15 protein-coding genes are annotated in these 17,157 nt (G+C 67.1%); all 15 read left to right on the forward strand.

All coding sequences use genetic code 11. The features are described from left to right. Window positions 1–38: 38 nt before the first annotated feature. A complete protein-coding gene (locus ACSQ2F_RS08085; RefSeq protein WP_436021544.1) occupies window positions 39–1,685 on the forward strand; it encodes a 3-(methylthio)propionyl-CoA ligase in 1,647 nt (548 codons plus the stop codon). Between the two features lie 123 nt (window positions 1,686–1,808). Then, window positions 1,809–3,062 carry a branched-chain amino acid ABC transporter substrate-binding protein gene (locus ACSQ2F_RS08090; RefSeq protein WP_436021546.1) on the forward strand — a complete coding sequence of 418 codons (1,254 nt, stop codon included), beginning with the start codon at window positions 1,809–1,811 and terminating at the stop codon, window positions 3,060–3,062. Window positions 3,063–3,366: 304 nt separating this feature from the next. Next, on the forward strand, window positions 3,367–4,314 hold the full coding sequence (locus ACSQ2F_RS08095; RefSeq protein WP_436021548.1) for a branched-chain amino acid ABC transporter permease: 948 nt from the start codon (window positions 3,367–3,369) through the stop codon (window positions 4,312–4,314). A gap of 1 nt (window position 4,315) precedes the next feature. Further along, window positions 4,316–5,608, forward strand: coding sequence for a branched-chain amino acid ABC transporter permease (locus ACSQ2F_RS08100; protein WP_436021550.1), 1,293 nt, complete (start codon window positions 4,316–4,318; stop codon window positions 5,606–5,608). After that, window positions 5,605–6,408: an ABC transporter ATP-binding protein gene (locus tag ACSQ2F_RS08105; protein ID WP_436021552.1), complete on the forward strand. Its 804-nt coding sequence runs from the start codon at window positions 5,605–5,607 to the stop codon at window positions 6,406–6,408. Before ACSQ2F_RS08100 ends, ACSQ2F_RS08105 begins: the two co-directional genes overlap by 4 nt. A gap of 2 nt (window positions 6,409–6,410) precedes the next feature. Then, complete coding sequence (locus ACSQ2F_RS08110) at window positions 6,411–7,106, forward strand: ABC transporter ATP-binding protein (RefSeq protein WP_436021554.1); 696 nt, start codon at window positions 6,411–6,413, stop codon at window positions 7,104–7,106. A gap of 152 nt (window positions 7,107–7,258) precedes the next feature. Beyond that, window positions 7,259–9,352: a 3-hydroxyacyl-CoA dehydrogenase NAD-binding domain-containing protein gene (locus ACSQ2F_RS08115; protein WP_436021556.1), complete on the forward strand. Its 2,094-nt coding sequence runs from the start codon at window positions 7,259–7,261 to the stop codon at window positions 9,350–9,352. Window positions 9,353–9,369: 17 nt separating this feature from the next. Continuing rightward, window positions 9,370–9,951 (forward strand): HD domain-containing protein, encoded by a 582-nt coding sequence (locus tag ACSQ2F_RS08120; RefSeq protein WP_436021558.1) that lies wholly within the window; start codon window positions 9,370–9,372, stop codon window positions 9,949–9,951. A 16-nt stretch (window positions 9,952–9,967) separates the two neighbouring features. Beyond that, a complete protein-coding gene (locus tag ACSQ2F_RS08125; RefSeq protein ID WP_436021560.1) occupies window positions 9,968–11,143 on the forward strand; it encodes an acetyl-CoA C-acyltransferase in 1,176 nt (391 codons plus the stop codon). Further along, window positions 11,124–11,786: a DUF922 domain-containing protein gene (locus ACSQ2F_RS08130; protein WP_436021562.1), complete on the forward strand. Its 663-nt coding sequence runs from the start codon at window positions 11,124–11,126 to the stop codon at window positions 11,784–11,786. Before ACSQ2F_RS08125 ends, ACSQ2F_RS08130 begins: the two co-directional genes overlap by 20 nt. A gap of 15 nt (window positions 11,787–11,801) precedes the next feature. After that, a complete protein-coding gene (locus ACSQ2F_RS08135; RefSeq protein WP_436021564.1) occupies window positions 11,802–13,628 on the forward strand; it encodes an acyl-CoA dehydrogenase in 1,827 nt (608 codons plus the stop codon). 35 nt (window positions 13,629–13,663) lie between these two features. Beyond that, entirely contained in the window at window positions 13,664–13,852 is a 189-nt protein-coding gene (locus tag ACSQ2F_RS08140) for a hypothetical protein (protein ID WP_436021566.1), read from the forward strand. A 3-nt stretch (window positions 13,853–13,855) separates the two neighbouring features. Further along, window positions 13,856–15,901, forward strand: coding sequence for a M3 family metallopeptidase (locus ACSQ2F_RS08145; RefSeq protein ID WP_436021568.1), 2,046 nt, complete (start codon window positions 13,856–13,858; stop codon window positions 15,899–15,901). Beyond that, window positions 15,898–16,689 (forward strand): SDR family oxidoreductase, encoded by a 792-nt coding sequence (locus ACSQ2F_RS08150; protein ID WP_436021570.1) that lies wholly within the window; start codon window positions 15,898–15,900, stop codon window positions 16,687–16,689. The genes ACSQ2F_RS08145 and ACSQ2F_RS08150 overlap by 4 nt, the downstream gene beginning before the upstream one ends. A 6-nt stretch (window positions 16,690–16,695) precedes the next feature. After that, the gene (locus ACSQ2F_RS08155) at window positions 16,696–17,133 is read left to right on the forward strand and encodes a PaaI family thioesterase (RefSeq protein ID WP_436021572.1); all 438 of its coding nucleotides are present in this window, start codon (window positions 16,696–16,698) and stop codon (window positions 17,131–17,133) included. Window positions 17,134–17,157: the final 24 nt, after the last annotated feature.

Below are 17,157 nucleotides of genomic sequence, written 5' to 3' on the forward strand. Positions count from 1 at the left end.
GCGTCCCCCATCCCGACGCCCCTTTCCGGAGAACCGCCATGTCACGCCTGCTGGGCCAGATGATGCAAACCCCGCTCACGATCTCGTCGCTGATCGTGCACGCCGCCCGCCACGCGGGCGACACCGAGATCGTCTCCAAGCGGGCCGAGGGCGACCTGCACCGGTACACGTACCGCGACGCCGAACTGCGCTCGCGAAAGGTCGCCCAGGCACTGGCCCGTCTCGGATGCGAACCCGGCGACCGCGTCGGCACCCTGGCCTGGAACGGCTACCGTCATTTCGAGCTCTACTACGGCACCTCCGGCTCCGAACTCGTGTGCCACACGATCAACCCGCGTCTCTTCCCCGAGCAGATCACCTGGATCGTGAACGACGCCCAGGACCGCGTGCTGTGCTTCGACATCACGTTCCTTCCGCTGGTGGAAAAGCTGGCGCCGCACCTGCCCGGCGTCAAGCACTTCGTGCTGATGACCGACCGTGCGCACATGCCGGCCCAGTCGCCGATTGCCGGGCTGCTGTGCTACGAGGAAATCGTCGAGGCGGAAGACGGGCAATACGCCTGGCCCGAGTTCGACGAGAACACGGCCTCCAGCATCTGCTACACCTCGGGCACCACCGGCAATCCGAAGGGCGCGGTGTACTCGCATCGCTCCACGGTGCTGCATGCGTTCTGCGCGGCGCTGCCCGACTCGCTCGGCTGTTCGGCCCGGGACACCATCCTGCCGGTCGTGCCGATGTTCCATGTGAATGCCTGGGGCCTGCCGTATGCCTGCCCGCTGGTCGGTGCCAAGCTCGTCTTTCCCGGTCCCCACCTTGACGGCAAGTCGCTCTTCGAGCTCTTCGAAAGCGAGCAGGTCACCTTCAGCGCCGGCGTCCCCACCGTCTGGTTGGGCTTGTTGACGCACGTGCAGAAGAACGGCCTCAAGTTCTCCACCTTCAAGCGCACCGTGATCGGCGGCTCGGCCTGTCCCCCGGCCATGATGGATGCGCTGGAGAAGGATTTCGGCGTCGAAGTGATCCACGCCTGGGGCATGACCGAGATGTCGCCGCTGGGCACCGTGGCTCGGCTGAACTCGCGCAACCGCCACGCCGATCCGGAAACCCGTCGCCGGCTGCATCTCAAGCAAGGGCGGGCGGTGTACGGCGTCGACATGATGGTGCTCGACGACAAGCAGCAGCCCCTGCCGTGGGACGGCACCACCTCGGGCAACCTGGTCGTGCGCGGCCCCTGGGTCATCGACGCCTATTTCCAGCAGCCGGAGTCGCCGCTCATCGAGGTCGAAGGCCGCAAGTGGTTTCCCACGGGCGACGTGGCCGCGATCGACGCAGATGGCTTCATGCAGATCACCGACCGCAGCAAGGACGTGATCAAGTCAGGGGGCGAGTGGATCAGCTCCATCGACATCGAGAACATCGCGATGGCGCATCCGGCCGTTCACGAGGCCGCGGCCATCGCCTGCCGTCACCCCAAGTGGGATGAGCGGCCACTGCTGATCGTCGTACCGAAACCCGGAGCCAGCGTCACCCGCGAGGAGCTCCTGACCTTCTTCGAAGGGCGTATTGCGAAGTGGCAGGTGCCAGACGATGTGATATTCGTCACGGAACTGCCGCATACGGCCACCGGAAAGCTGCTCAAGCTGAAGTTGCGCGACCAGTTCAAGGACCACTTGATGGCAGCCGGCTGACCATACCGGGCTTTCGATCCGGATGTTGAACGGGTGTGCGTTTTTCGGGTACTCCCTAGAGCGCAGTGAGCCTCTTCTCGGCTATCGTGACTTGTTTGCAGAATTTTTTCCAAGGAGATACGAATGAAACTGGTCAAGAACGTGCTCGCTGCGTCGGTCGCTTCCGCCGCGCTGCTCCTGAGCGCCGGCTCTGCTTTCGCGCAGGCGGGCGAGACGGTGCGCATCGCGGTGATCGATCCGCAGTCCGGCCCGTTTGCCAACCTCGGCCTGAACATCCTGCACACGCTGCAGTTCCTGGCTGAGCGTGACGGCGGCAAGAACCCCGCCGGCGTGAAGTTCGAGATCGTGCCCTTCGACAACAAGATGTCGGGCCCCGAAAGCCTGAACGTGCTGAAGGCGGCCATCGACCAGGACATTCGCTATGTCGTCCAGGGTGGCAGCGGCTCCGGCGTGGCCGGTGCCCTGATCGACGCCATCAACAAACACAACCAGCGCAACCCCGGCAAGGAAGTCGTCTTCCTGAACTACGCCGCCGTCGACCCCGACCTGACCAACAGCAAGTGCAGCTTCTGGCACTTCAGCTACGACGCCAACACCGTGATGAAGATGGAAGCCATCGGCACCGCCATCAAGGACGACAAGAACGTCAAGAAGGTGTACCTGCTGAACCAGAACTACGGCCACGGCCACCAGGTCACCAAGTACGCCAAGGAAATTCTCGGCCGCAAGGCGCCGAACGTGCAGATCGTCGGCGAGGAGCTCCACCCCTTCGGCCAGGTGAAGGACTTCGCCCCGTACATCGCCAAGATCAAGGCGGCGGGCGCTGACACCGTCATCACCGGCAACTTCGGCAATGACCTGTCGCTGGTCTTCAAGGCCGCCAAGGACGCCGGCCTGGATGTGGCCTTCTACACGTACTACGCAGGCGCCGCCGGCACGCCGACCGCCATCGGCGATACCGGGCTCGGCAAGATCAAGTTCGTGTACCCGACCTTCACGAACCTGCAGGCGCCGGAGTACCAGACGCTGTTCAAGGCATTCAACGCCAAGTTCCCGAACGAATCCTTCGCCACTTCGCCGGCGTACAACATCTTCAAGTCGCTGCCGCTGGCCATGGCCAAGGCCAAGTCCACCGACCCGGTGAAGGTTGCCAAGGCGCTCGAGAACCTGACGTTCAAGAGCTTCACCGGCGATGTCACCATGCGCGCGACCGACCACCAGCTCCAGCAGCCGCTCTACCTGGCGACCTGGAACAAGATGGACGCGAAGAACAACATCAACGTCGAGAAGACCGGCAACACCTGGACCCTCGAGAAGACCTTCGAGTCGTACATCTCGAGCACGCCCACCACCTGCCAGATGAAGCGCCCGGCCTGAGCTGAGGTCTGAGTGCAAGGCCTGGCGGCTGCGCGCCGCCAGGCCTTCTTTCGCTTGCCTATTTCGCTTCGCGTGACGGCCTTGCCGCCACGCGGGCTGCGCGGCGCCCGTCCGGGGACGGGTCGGGTGTCGCGGCTTTGCTGCGACACCCCCCCGGTTCGTGCATGAAAGACAAATTCCCTGCCACGACGGACATCTCCCGCGTGGACAATAGGCGCGTCTTTCGAAAAATGCCGCGCGCACCTGTATGCATGGGCTTTCGGGCCCGTGGCGAGTTTTCTAAACCTTGTCGACTGGGGATGGGATGGAGTTCTTCACCATATCGCTCTTGAACGGCATCAGCTACGGGCTGTTGCTGTTCCTGCTGAGTTCGGGGCTCACGCTCATCATGAGCATGATGGGCGTGCTCAACTTCGCGCACGCCAGCTTCTACATGCTCGGCGCCTACTTCGCCTACCAGGTCTCCTCCTGGGTGGGCTTCTGGCCTGCGCTCGTGCTGGCGCCCATCGTGGCGGCCGTGCTGGGCGCGGCGTTCGAGCGCTACTGCCTTCGCCGGGTCCACAAGTTCGGGCACGTGTCGGAGTTGCTCGTGACGGTCGGCCTGTCCTTCCTGATCCTCGAACTGGTGCAGCTCATCTGGGGCCGCGCGCCGGTGGACTACCGCATTCCTGCCGAGCTGGACGGTCCGCTCTTCACGCTCTTCGGCAGCCAGTTCCCCATCTACCGCGGCTTCATGATGGCGGTGTCGGTGGTGATGCTGGTGTCGATCTGGCTGCTGCTGTCTCGCACGCGGATCGGGCTCGTCATCCAGGGGGCGCTCACGCATCCGGAGATGGTGGAGTCGCTCGGCCACAACGTGCCGCGCGTCTTCATGATGGTCTTCGGCGGCGGGGTGGCGCTGGCCGCGCTCGCCGGGGTGATCGGTGGCAACGCCTACGCCACGGAGCCGGGCATGGCCTTCTCGGTCGGCAACATCATCTTCGTGGTGGTGGTGGTCGGCGGCATGGGGTCGCTTGCAGGTGCCTTCATCTCATCGCTGTTGATCGGCATCCTGACCACCTTCGCCGTCTCACTCGACTATTCCATCGCCTCGGTCCTGCAGGGCATCAGCCTTCCGGTGACCACCGAGACGCCCGGCTATTCGGTGCTCGGTCTCAAGATCTCCCAGGTGGCGCCGCTGCTGCCCTATCTGCTCATGGTCCTGATGCTGATCTTCCGCCCGAAGGGCCTCATGGGAACGCGCGAGGGCTGACATGAGCACGACACACTACCAATTCAAACCCCTCAACGTCGGTCGCCTGCTCGTATGGGCGGGCTTCGCGCTCGTGCTGATCCTGGCGCCGCTGGTCTTCAAGAGCGGCCTGGCCCTCACGATGCTCTCGCAGATGGGCTACATGATCATCATCTGCCTCAGCTACAACCTGCTGCTGGGGCAGGGTGGCATGCTCAGCTTCGGCTATGCCGTGTACACCGGGCTCGGCGCCTTCTGCGTGGTGCATGCCCTGAACCGGGCAGGCGAGGGCGGCTTTCCGCTGCCCGTGAGTCTCGTGCCGCTGGTCGGCGGCCTCGGTGGGGCGCTCGTGGCCTCGGTGCTGGGATGGGTCTCCACGAAGAAGGCGCACACCACCTTCGCCATGATCACCATGGGCGTTGGCGAACTCGTCTACGCCATGACCATGATGTTCCCCGACCTCTTCGGCGGTGAAGGCGGCATCAGCACCAACCGGGTCATCGGCGAGCCGGTGCTCGGCATCAGCTTCGGGCCGCAGATCGAGCTGTACTACCTCATCGCGCTCTACTGTTTCGTGTGCACCGGGCTGATGTTCATGTTCACGGGCACGCCGCTCGGCCGCATGCTCAATGCCGTGCGTGACAACCCGGAGCGCGTCGAGTTCGTCGGCTTCAACACCCAGCTCGTGCGCTACATCGCCTTCATCATCGCCGGCTTCTTCGCCGGCATCGGTGGCGGGCTGTTTGCTCTGAACTTCGAGCTGGTGCAGGGTTCGGCCGTCAGCGGCCTCACCTCGGCGGCCTACCTGCTGTTCACCTACATCGGCGGCGTGTGGTTCTTCTTCGGCCCGATCATCGGCGCCATCCTGAGCGTGCTGGTGGGCGTGCTGCTGTCCGAGATCACGAAGGCCTGGGCGCTGTACCTCGGGATCGTGTTCGTGCTGATCGTCATGTTCGCGCCCGGCGGCCTCTCGTCGATCGTGATGATGAACGTGCGGGTGGCGGCCTTCAAGAAGTTCGGCCGGCTGCTCAAGCCCTATCTGGCGCTGATCGTCACCACGCCGCTGCTGGTGGTCGGGGGCGCTGCGCTCGTGGAGATGCTGTACCACCGGCAGATCAACGCGGAGATGAACCCGCAGTTCCGCTTCTTCGGCATGGTGCTCGACGTCACGCAGGCCGGCCACTGGCTGGCGGCAGCGGCCGTGATGACCGTGGGCGCCGTCGCGTTCGAGTTGGCTCGCCGGTATTTCAAACGACATTGGGACCACGTGCAGGAAGAGATCCAGGCCATCGTCCGCATCAAGGAGGCTTCATGAGCCGAGACGCTCAATCGACGGGGAGCGCGCCCTTCGCGCTCGAGCTGGACAACGTGCGCAAGAGCTTTGGCAAGACCGAGATCATCCGCGGCGCCAACATCCAGGTGAGGGCCGGCGAGCGGGTGGCCGTGATCGGACCGAACGGTGCCGGCAAGTCCACGCTGTTCAACCTGATCAGCGGGCGGTTCGGCCTGAGCAGCGGCGAGGTGCGGCTGCACGGCCAGCGCATCGACGGTCTACGTCCGTTCGAAATCAACCGGCGCGGCCTGGCCCGCAGCTTTCAGGTGTCGAACCTGTTCTCCAAGCTGTCGGTGTTCGAGAACATCCGCTGCGCCGTGCTGTGGTCGCTCGGCTACAAGTACGTGTTCTGGAAGTTCCTGTCCAACCTGCACGATGCCAACCAGCGGGCCGAGGAGATCATGGTCCGCATCAAGCTCGAGAAGAAGCGCGACGTGCTGGCCATGAACCTCACCTATGCGGAGCAGCGGGCGCTGGAAGTGGGCCTCACGATCGCCGGCGGCGCGAGCGTGATCCTGCTCGACGAACCGACGGCCGGCATGAGCAATGCCGAGACGCATCGCTTCATCGAGCTCATCCGCGAAATCACGGTCGGCAAGACCCTGCTCACGGTGGAGCACGACATGGGCGTGGTGTTCGGCCTCGCCGACAAGATCGCCGTGCTGGTGTATGGCGAAGTGATCGCCTTCGACACGCCCGACGCCGTGCGGGCCAATGCCCGCGTGCAGGAGGCCTACCTCGGCTCCGTGCTGGCCGACAAACAAGCCGCGGGAGTGCATTGATCATGCTGAAACTCAAGGACGTCCACGCCTACTACGGAAAGAGCCACATCCTGCACGGCGTGTCGATGGACGTGAAGCCGGGCGAGATCGTGAGCCTGCTCGGGCGCAACGGCTCGGGCCGCTCCACCACCGTGAAGACCATCATGGGTCTGGTGAACGGCCAGGGCTCGGTGCAGTGGAACAACCAGGAGCTGCTTGGACGCAAGCCGTTCGAGATTGCGCACGCCGGCCTCGGCTACGTGCCCGAGAACCGGGACATCTTTCCCAAGATGACCGTGCACGAGAACCTCGTGCTGGGCGAGAAGGGCGGCAAGAAGAAGCCGCGCTGGAGTTTCGAGGACATGTACACCATGTTCCCGCGCCTCAAGGAGCGGCAGAACGTCGAGGCCGGCGTGCTGTCGGGCGGCGAGCAGCAGATGCTCACGCTGTGCCGCACCCTGATGGGCGACCCCGACCTGATCATGATCGACGAGCCGACCGAAGGGCTCGCGCCGAAGATTGTCGAGCTGGTGGGCGAGTACCTGAAGGAACTGCGCCGCCGCGGCATTTCGGTGCTGCTCGTGGAGCAGAAGCTCACGATCGCGCTCGAAGTCTCCGAGCGCTGCTACGTGATGGGACACGGCCAGATCGTGTTCGAAGGATCGCCTGAGGCGCTGCGCGCGAACACCGCCGTTCGCAAGGAGTGGCTGGAGGTGTAGCCTTCGCTGCACCGGCGATGCCGGCCCTGGATCACCGCGATGGCCGCCGCTTTCAGGCTGTCGCTGGTGCGACAGGTGCCGGCATTTTTCTTTCTAGAATCGCACGATCGTTCGATTCCTGAACCGTCCACCGCCAGCCTCCGAGGGAACCCATGACCGCCACCTACGACACCCGCGGCTCCGTCGCCGTCATCACGCTGAACAACCCGCCGGTCAACGGCCTGGGCCTGGCCACCCGCAAGGGGATCGCCGAGGGCATCGAACGCGCGCAGAACGACCCCGCCGTGAAGGCCATCGTCATCACCGGTGCAGGCAAGGCCTTCTCGGGCGGCGCCGACATCCGCGAGTTCGGTTCGCCGCTCGCCTCGGCCGCTCCCGACCTGCTGAGCGTGATCGCCGTCGTGGAGGGCAGTGAGAAGCCGGTGGTCGCCGCCATCCATTCCGTCGTCATGGGTGGGGGCCTCGAGCTGGCGCTCGGTTGCCACTACCGCCTGGTGACGGCTGGCACGCAGGTGGCACTGCCCGAAGTCAAGCTCGGCCTGCTGCCCGGCGCCGGCGGCACGCAGCGCCTGCCCCGCGTGCTCGGTCTCGAGACCGCCCTCAACATGATCGTGTCCGGGGAGACGGCCAAGAGCGAGCAACTGGCCGCCATGCCGGGCCAGAAGCTGTTCGACCGCGTCGTGGAGGGCGACTTGCTCGACGCCGCCGTGGCCTTTGCCGCCGATGTGGCGGACCGCCGGCCGCTTCCCAAGGTCCGTGACCTGAAGGTCGAGCACGCCGACGTCGAGGGCTACCTCCAGTTCGCCCGCAACACCGTGGGTGCCATGTCGCGTAATTTCCCCGCACCGCTGCAATGCGTGGAGGCGGTGGCAGCCGCGGTCAACAAGCCGTTCGACGCGGGCATGAAGGTCGAGGGGGAGATCTTCGGCGCGTTGATGCTGACGCCGGAGAGCCGGGCGCAACGCCACGTGTTCTTTGCCGAACGTGCGGCCTCCAAGATTCCCGACGTGCCCGCCGACACCCCGGTGCGCAACATCGCCAAGGTGGGCGTCATCGGCGCCGGCACGATGGGCGGCGGCATCGCGATGAACTTCCTGAACGCCGGCGTGCCGGTCGTCATCCTCGAGACGAAGCAGGAAGCGCTCGACCGCGGCCTCGCCACCATCCGCAAGAACTACGAAGCGCAGGTGAAGAAGGGCAAGCTCGCCCAGGACAAGCTCGACCAGCGCATGGGCCTGCTCGGCAGCACGCTTCGCTACGACGACCTGAAGGACGTCGACCTCGTCATCGAGGCGGTGTTCGAGGACATCAATGTCAAGGAGCAGGTGTTCAAGGCGCTCGATGAAGTCGTGAAGCCCGGCGCCATCCTGGCCAGCAACACCTCGACGCTCGACGTCGACCGCATTGCCGCGTTCACCAAGCGTCCGCAGGACGTCATCGGCATGCACTTCTTCAGCCCCGCCAACGTCATGAAGTTGCTCGAGGTGGTGCGCGGTGCCAAGACGTCCAAGGACGTGCTGGCCACGGTGATGGCGCTCGGCAAGAAGATCCGCAAGACCTGCGTCGTCTCCGGCGTCTGCGACGGCTTCATCGGCAACCGCATGATCGAGCAGTACAGCCGCCAGGCCGGCTTCCTGCTGGACGAGGGCGCATCGCCGCAACAGGTCGACCGCGCCATCGAGAAGTTCGGCTTCGCCATGGGCCCGTTCCGCATGGGCGACCTGGCCGGCAATGACATCGGCTGGTACATCCGCAAGCGCCGCTACATCGAGCAGCCCGACATGCGCTACAGCAAGTCGGCCGACCTCCTGTGCGAACTCGGCCGGTTCGGCCAGAAGACAAATGCCGGCTGGTACGACTACGTGCCCGGCAAGCGCGACGCGAACCCCTCGCCGGTGGTGACCGAGATGCTCGACAAGCATCGCGCCGCGCTCGGCATCACGCCGCGTCGCATCAGCGACGAGGAGATCGTGCAGCGCCTGGTGTACGCGCTCGTCAATGAAGGTGCGAAGATCGTCGAGGAGGGCATCGCGTCCAAGGCCTCCGACATCGACATGGTCTACCTGACCGGCTACGGCTTCCCGCTGCATCGCGGCGGCCCGATGTGCTATGCCGACACGCAGGGCCTCTTCAACGTGGTCACCGCCATGAAGCGCTTCGCGAAGAACCCGCATGACGACGCGGCGTTCTGGGAGCCGGCGCCGCTGCTGCAGCGCCTGGCCTCCGAAGGCAAGACCTTCAACTGAACCTGCGAGCCCGCGCCATGAACGCACGTGCCACTTTCACCTCGATGGAGACGAGCACGGCCGACGACTGGGCCGTGATCCGGGCCGAATCGGCCGGCTTCCAGCGAACGCTCGCCGACCGCCTCCTCGCGCACCTCAAGGTGCTCGAAGGCGACTACGGCGGCTTTCCGGTGGACCGCCTCACGCATTCGCTGCAGACAGCCACTCGGGCCCTGCGGGATGGGCAGGACGAGGAGTACGTGGTCTGCGCGCTGTTCCATGACGTGGGCGACACGCTGGGCCCGTACAACCACTTCGACATCGCCGCGGCCATCCTCAAGCCGTTCGTGAGCGAGGCCAACCTCTGGATGGTGCAGCACCACGGCATCTTCCAGGGCTACTACTTCTTCCATCACCTGGGGCTCGACCGCGACATGCGCGAACGCTTCCGCGGGCACGAGCACTTCGCCCGCACCGAGGCCTTCTGCGCCCTGTACGACAACCCGGCCTTCGATCCGAAGGCCGAGACCTTGCCCCTGTCCGAGTTCGAGCCCATGGTCCGGCGCGTGTTCGCCAAGCCCGTGAACAGCATCTACAAGCCCGCGCGCGCCGCGGCCTGACATTCGAGGAGATCCCATGACCCAAGCCGTGATCGTTTCCACTGCCCGCACCCCGCTCGCCAAGAGCTGGAAGGGTGCCTTCAACATGACCCACGGCGCCACCCTGGGCGGCCACGCCGTGCGGGCTGCCGTCGAGCGCGCCGGCATCGACGGCGCTGAAGTCGACGACGTCATCATGGGCTGCGCCACGCCCGAAGGTGCCACCGGGGGCAACATCGCCCGCCAGATCGCGCTGCGTGCCGGTCTGCCGGTCAGCGCGAGCGGCATGACCATCAACCGGTTCTGCTCCAGCGGCCTGCAGACCATCGCCACCGCCGCCCAGCGCATCATCGCCGGCGAAGGCGACGTGTACGTGGCCGGCGGCGTGGAGAGCATCTCCTGTGTGCAGAACGAAGCCAATCGCCACATGATGGCCGATGGCTGGCTGCGCGAGCACAAGCCCGAGATCTACTGGAGCATGCTCCAGACCGCCGAGCAGGTGGCCAAGCGCTACAAGATCGGCCGCGACCGCATGGACGCCTACGGCGCCCAGAGCCAGCAACGGGCCTGCGCTGCCCAAGCCGCCGGCAAGTTCAATGACGAGATGATCCCCGTCACCGTCACCGCGGGCGTGGTGGACAAGGCGCTGGGCCTGCGCACGAAGCAGGTCACGATCAGCGCCGACGAGGGCCTGCGCGAAGGCACGACGGTCGAAGGCATCTCCGGCATCCGCCCGGCCATGCCCGGCGGTGTCATCTCGGCCGGCAACGCGAGCCAGTTCAGTGACGGCGCGGGCGCCTGTGTCGTCATGAACGAGCGCCTGGCGGAGCAGCGCGGCCTGAAGCCGCTTGGCCGCTTCCTCGGATTTGCCGTTGCCGGCTGCGAGCCCGACGAGATGGGCATCGGCCCGGTGTTCGCGGTGCCCAAGGTGCTCAAGAAGCTCGGCCTGACGGTGGCCGACATCGACCTCTGGGAACTCAACGAGGCGTTCGCGGTGCAGGTGCTGTACTGCGCCGACACCCTCGGCATTCCGATGGACCGCCTGAACGTCAATGGCGGTGCCATCGCCGTCGGTCACCCGTATGGGGTGAGTGGTCAGCGCCTCACCGGCCACGCCCTCATCGAGGGCAAGCGCCGGGGCGCCAAGCGCGTGCTCGTCACCATGTGCATTGGCGGCGGCATGGGTGCGGCGGGTGTCTTCGAGGTGCTCTGACCTGCTGATCCTGGCGAGCCTCGCGGCGCTGCTGCCGCAGGCCGCCCAAGCGCAGGTGAACCGCTGCATCCGGCCCGACGGCCGTGTCGTCTACACCGACGCGGCCTGCGAGGCGGCCGGCTTCTCGCGCGACGCACCCAGCAGCCGGCGCTTGTCCGGCGTGGTCGTCGAGCACTACGACGTGCGCGGGCACGACGGACCGGCCCTGCTCGAGGACCTGGCCCGTCGCGGCCCTCAAGGCTTCCACGGCATGACGAACTGGCACTTCGACTACCGCTACCGCTATGCACCCCAGGGCGGTGGCTGCCGGGTGACCTCGGTGAGCACGTCGGTCCGCGGCCGCATCCTGATGCCGCGCTGGGTGGACGCGCATCGCGCCACACCGGCGCTTCGGGAAACCTGGGCGCGGTACCAGTCCGCGCTGATGGCCCACGAAGAGGGCCACATCGCCACGGGCGAGTCGCTCACCCGGGCGCTCAAGTCCGACCTGGGGGCCATGCAGGCGGCCACCTGTGAGCACCTGCGCGCGCAGGTGGATGCCGCGGCGCAGATCCTGATCGATGACCACCTCGCGCGTGACCGGGCCTACGACGCCCGCACCCGCCACGGCGCCACCCAGGGCGCCTACCTCAACCTTCCCTGAACGGAGCCGATCGACATGAGCTACCGCGACACCCTCGAATTCCTCCTGAACGACTGGCTGGACGTTGGCGCGCTGTCGTCGCGACCCCGGTTCTCGGACCATTCCCGCGAGACCTTCTCTTCCGTCTTCGACACCTGCGAGCGCATCGCCCGCGACAAGTTCCTGCCCTTCAATCGCCTGGCCGACACCGAGGAGCCGCACTTCGACGGCGAGCGCGTCATCCAGCCGCAGGCCGCACACGATGCCGCCCGCGCCTATGTCGAGTCGGGCATGCTGGCCGCTGCCCAGGACTACGAGATCGGCGGCATGCAGCTGCCGTGCGTCGTCGAAATGGCCGCCAACAGCTTCTTCTCCAAGGCCAGCATCGGCCTGGGCGGGGGCGGCATGCTTACCAGCGGCAACGCCAACCTGCTCATGGCGCATGGCACGCCGATGCAGCGCGAGGTGTTCGCGCGCAATGAGTTCTCGGGTCGCTTCTTCGGCACGATGTGCCTGTCGGAGCCACAGGCGGGCTCCAGCCTGTCGGACATCCTCACCCGCGCCGAACCGGACGGCGAGGGCAGTGCCACCGACCCGCTCGGCCCTCGCCATCGACTGCGCGGGAACAAGATGTGGATCTCCAATGGCGAACACGAGCTGACCGAGAACATCGTCCACCTCGTGCTGGCCAAGATCCCGGGTCCCGACGGGCAACTCGTTCCGGGGGTGCGGGGCATCTCGCTCTTCATCGTGCCCAAGAGGCTCGTCGCGACCGATGGCAGCCTCACGGGTGAGCGCAACGACGTGGCCCTGGCCGGCCTGAACCACAAGCTCGGCTACCGCGGCATCCCGAACACGTTGCTCAACTTCGGCGAGGGACGCTACCCGGTCAGGGGCAAGCCGGGCGCCATCGGCTACCTGGTCGGCCAGCCTGGCGAGGGCTTGAAGTGCATGTTCCACATGATGAACGAGGCGCGCATCGGCGTCGGCCTCGGCGCCACGATGCTGGGCTATGCCGGCTATGAAGCCAGTCTCGAGTACGCGCGCCAGCGCCCGCAGGGACGGCCGATCGCGGTGGGCGGCAAGGACGCGAGTCGGCCGCAGGTCCCCATCATTGAACACGCCGACGTGCGCCGCATGCTGCTGGCCCAGAAGTCGTACTGCGAAGGCGCGCTCGCCCTGGAACTGCATTGCGCGCGGCTGGTCGATGAACTGCACACCGGCGACGAGGCCGCGGCCGCCGACGCCGGCCTGCTGCTGGACATGCTCACCCCCATCGCCAAGAGCTGGCCCAGCGAGTGGTGCCTGGAGGCCAACAGCCTGGCCATTCAGGTGCTCGGCGGCTACGGCTACACCCGGGACTACCCGGTGGAGCAGTACTGGCGCGACAACCGCCTCAACATGATCCACGAAGGGACGCACGGCATCCAGGGCCTGGACCTGCTCGGCCGCAAGGTGGTGATGGACAAGGGACGCGGCATGACGCTGCTGGCTTCCCGCGTCATGGCCACCATCGAACGAGCCTCGGCCGTTCCGGCGCTCGCCTCGCATGCGACCGCGCTGGGCGAGATGCTCGGTCGGCTCGGCAAGGCGACGAAGGGCGCCTGGGCGACGGGCGTCCCGGAAGAGGCCCTGGCGAACGCCACGCCCTACCTTCAGGCGTTCGGCCACACGGTGCTGGCGTGGATCTGGCTCGACGTGGCGGTGTGCGCCGCGCGGGCGACCGAGTCCGACGCGGCCCGCGGGGCGCTGCAGGCGGCCCGCTACTTCTTCCACTATGAGCTGCCCAAGGTGCCCGCCTGGCTCGGGGTCGTGGAAACCCGCGACGACACCTGCAGGTTGATGCAGGACGCCTGGTTCTGAGCCATCATGCCGGCCTCGCAGTTCGCACCCTGACCATGAAAACCAGCACCGTCGGCACACTCACCTGGGTCCTCATCTATGGCGGCCTCCTGATCGCCTGCGTCGGCATTGCCGTGCAGCGCAGCGCCGGGTCGCTCGGCACGCCGCTGCTGATTGGCGGCGGCGTGGCCGCGGCGATCGGCTTCTCGCTGATCTACGTGCGCTCGCGCATGAAGGGCGACTGAGGCATGCCGGCCTGGCGGTGGCTCCAGGCCATGGGGCAGGGCGTGACGGCCCTCGGCCTCGCGCTGCTGGCTGGCGCGTTGGCCCCGGCCCATGCCGCGCCGCCGTCCGACGCGCCGAGCTTCGAGGCGATCTCGGACGCGCCCGCCATCGCGCGCGCCTGCACCGCGTCGCTCGCGACGGCGCGGTCCTTCGAGCGGCGACTGCAGGCTCTCCCGGTCGACTCAGGCTTGCTGACCGCCCTCGACGCACTCACCCGCCATCAGGAAGACCTGATGGGCCCGCTGGGTCTGTTGTCCGCAGTGCATCCGTCTGCCGCGGTGCGCGATGCCGCCCAGGCATGCGAACGCCGCTATCAGGCGTTCGCCTCCGCGTTCCTGCAGAACATCCGCATCTACCGGTCGCTGCGGGCCGTCGAGCCGGCCGATGACATCGACGCCCGCTTGCGCCAGCAGCAGCTCGATGCCTTCGTGGACGCCGGGGTGGCGCTGCCACCTGCGGGGCGCCAACGCATGCGCGAGATCTCCCGCGCCATGGCGAAGCTGGCACAGGATTTCGAGCGGCGCATTCTGGAAGACACGCGGCGCGTGGCCTTCACCGAAGCGGAGCTGGCCAGCGTGCCCGGGTCGGTGTGGCGCGAGGCGCCCCGGGATGCGGCGGGCCGCGTGCAGCTGGGCCTGGATGCGCCCACCTACCAGGCGGTGATCGAATACGCCTCGGACGGGGCGGCCCGCGAACGGATGTGGCGCGCGGGCCTGACCCAAGGTGGCGCGGCGAACCTGCGCACCCTCGATCGCCTGGCGCGCCTGCGCCATGAGCAGGCGCGACGGCTCGGCTTCAGTTCGCATGCCGACGTGGTGCTGCGCACCCGCATGGCCGGCAGCGCCGCGAGGGCCTCGGCTTTCGTCGACACCGTGCACCAGGCGGTGGCCGAGCGCGAACGCGCCGACTTGGCACTGCTGCGCGAGGCCAAGGCGGCGCATGTCGGCCGGCCCGACGCCGTGCTGGCACGCTGGGACGTGGCGTTCTACACCGAGCGACTGCGCCGCGCGCGCCATGCGGTCGACCAGGAGCAGTTCCGCCAGCACCTGCCCGGCGAGACCGGCGTCGACTTCGTCTTCCGCCTCGCCGAACGCCTGTTCGGCGTACGCTTCGTGCCAACCGAGGCGCCTGGATGGCACCCCGAGGCACGCGCGTACGCGGCCATCGACGTCGCCACCTCGACCCCTCTCGGCACCTTGTACCTCGACCTCTACCCCCGCGAAGGGAAATACAACCACGCGGCGGTCTGGGGCGTGCGCTCCGGCTCCGGCCGTGCCGAGCGGCGGCCTGCGGCCGCGTTGGTGGTGAACTTCAACCGCGAAGGACTGAACCTCGACGAACTCGAGACCTTGCTGCATGAGTTCGGCCATGCGCTCCACGTGCTGCTCTCCGACACCCGCTATGCGGCACATGCCGGCACGAACACCGAGCTCGACTTCGTCGAGGCGCCTTCGCAGATGCTCGAGGACTGGGTCTACGACCCGCGGGCGATGGCCCTCGTGCAGGAAGTGTGTCCCGCTTGCCCGGGCATCCCGCCTGAGCGACTGGCCGCCGCCCGCGAAGCCCGCGATTTCGCCAAGGGCCTTCGCCTGGCGCGCCAGCGGCTCTTCGCCGCCTACGATTTGGCGCTGCACGGCGCGCGGCCCCGGGAGCCGATGGCCCTGTGGCGCGACATGGAAGGCAGCACGCCGCTCGGCCATGTGGCCGGCAGCCAGTTCCCCGCCGGCTTCGGCCACATTGCCGGCCACTATGCCGGTGGCTACTACAGCTACCTCTGGAGCCTCGTCCTCGCCGAGGACCTGCGCACCGCCTTCGCTGCCGACCGCTTGTCGGCCGACACCGGCCGGCGTTACCGCGAGACCATCCTTGCCCCCGGGGGCCAGGCGGCGCCCGACCTGCTGATGCAGCGCTTCCTCGGGCGGCCGTGGTCGGCCGAGGCGTTCTTCAACACGCTGGCACCCCCGCGACAGACAAATCCGTCCACATCGACGACCCTGGAGAAACCATGAGCACACCCCTCAAGAACCTGTTCGACCTCAGCGGCAAGACCGCACTCGTCACTGGCGGCTCGCGAGGCCTCGGCCTGCAGATCGCCGAGGCGCTCGGCGAGGCCGGCGCCCGCGTGATGCTGACGTCCCGCAAGGCGGCCGACCTGGAAGAATCCGCTGCCCACCTGGCATCCCGCGGCATCGATGCGAAGTGGATCGCCGCCGACGCCAGCCAGCCCGACGACATCCAGCGCGTCGCCCGCGAGGCACACGCGGCCCTCGGGGAAATCGACATCCTCGTCAACAACGCGGGCGCCACCTGGGGCGCGCCGGCCGAGGACTATCCGCTGGAAGCCTGGGACAAGGTGATGAACCTGAACATCCGCAGCGTCTTCCTGATGAGCCAGGCGGTCGGCCGCCTGAGCATGATTCCCCGCCGCCAGGGCCGCATCATCAACGTGGCGTCCATCGCCGGCCTGTCGGGCGCCTCCAAGGAAATCCAGTACATCGCCTACGGCACGAGCAAGGGTGCCGTGGTCAACTTCACCCGCACCCTGGCTGGTGAATGGGGCCGTCACAACATCAACGTCAACGCGCTCGCACCCGGCATGTTCCCGAGCAAGATGACCGCGGGCACCATCTCGCGCGTCGGCGCCGACAAGCTGGCCGGCAATGCGCCGCTCGGCCGCATCGGTGACGACGACGACCTGAAGGGCGCCGCAGTCCTGTTCGCCTCTGCCGCAGGCAAGCACATCACCGGCCAGATCCTGGCGGTGGACGGCGGCGTGTCGGCGATCCACGGGAGCTGATCCGACATGCAGTTTCCCCGTCACATCCCGTTCGTCGAGCACCTGGGGTTCGAGCTGCTGAAGTTCGAAGGCGGCGAGGCCGAGATCGCCGTCGAGGTGCGTGACGCCCTGTGCAATTCGTGGATGGTGGCCCACGGTGGTCTCACCATGACGCTGCTCGATGTCGCCATGGCGCACGCCGCACGCAGCCCGATGCCGGGCGAGGAACCGTCCTCGCAGGGCGTGGTGACGATCGAGATGAAGACGAGCTTCATGCGCCCGGGCCTCGGGCGCATGGTCGCCCGGGCCCGCCTGGTGCACGGCACCGCCTCCCTCGCATTCTGCGAAGGGTCGGTGTTCGACGGCAACGGCGAGCTGGTGGCCCAGGCTTCCGGCACCTTCAAGTACATGCGCGGCCTGCCCGCGGGCGGGCGCCGCATCCAGCGGCCCGAGGCCTCCGACTGACCCTTCGACCGGCCTCTGCCGGTC

Origin of the sequence: Rhizobacter sp. LjRoot28 (genome assembly GCF_964253025.1) — a bacterium.
Classification (GTDB): domain Bacteria; phylum Pseudomonadota; class Gammaproteobacteria; order Burkholderiales; family Burkholderiaceae_C; genus Rhizobacter.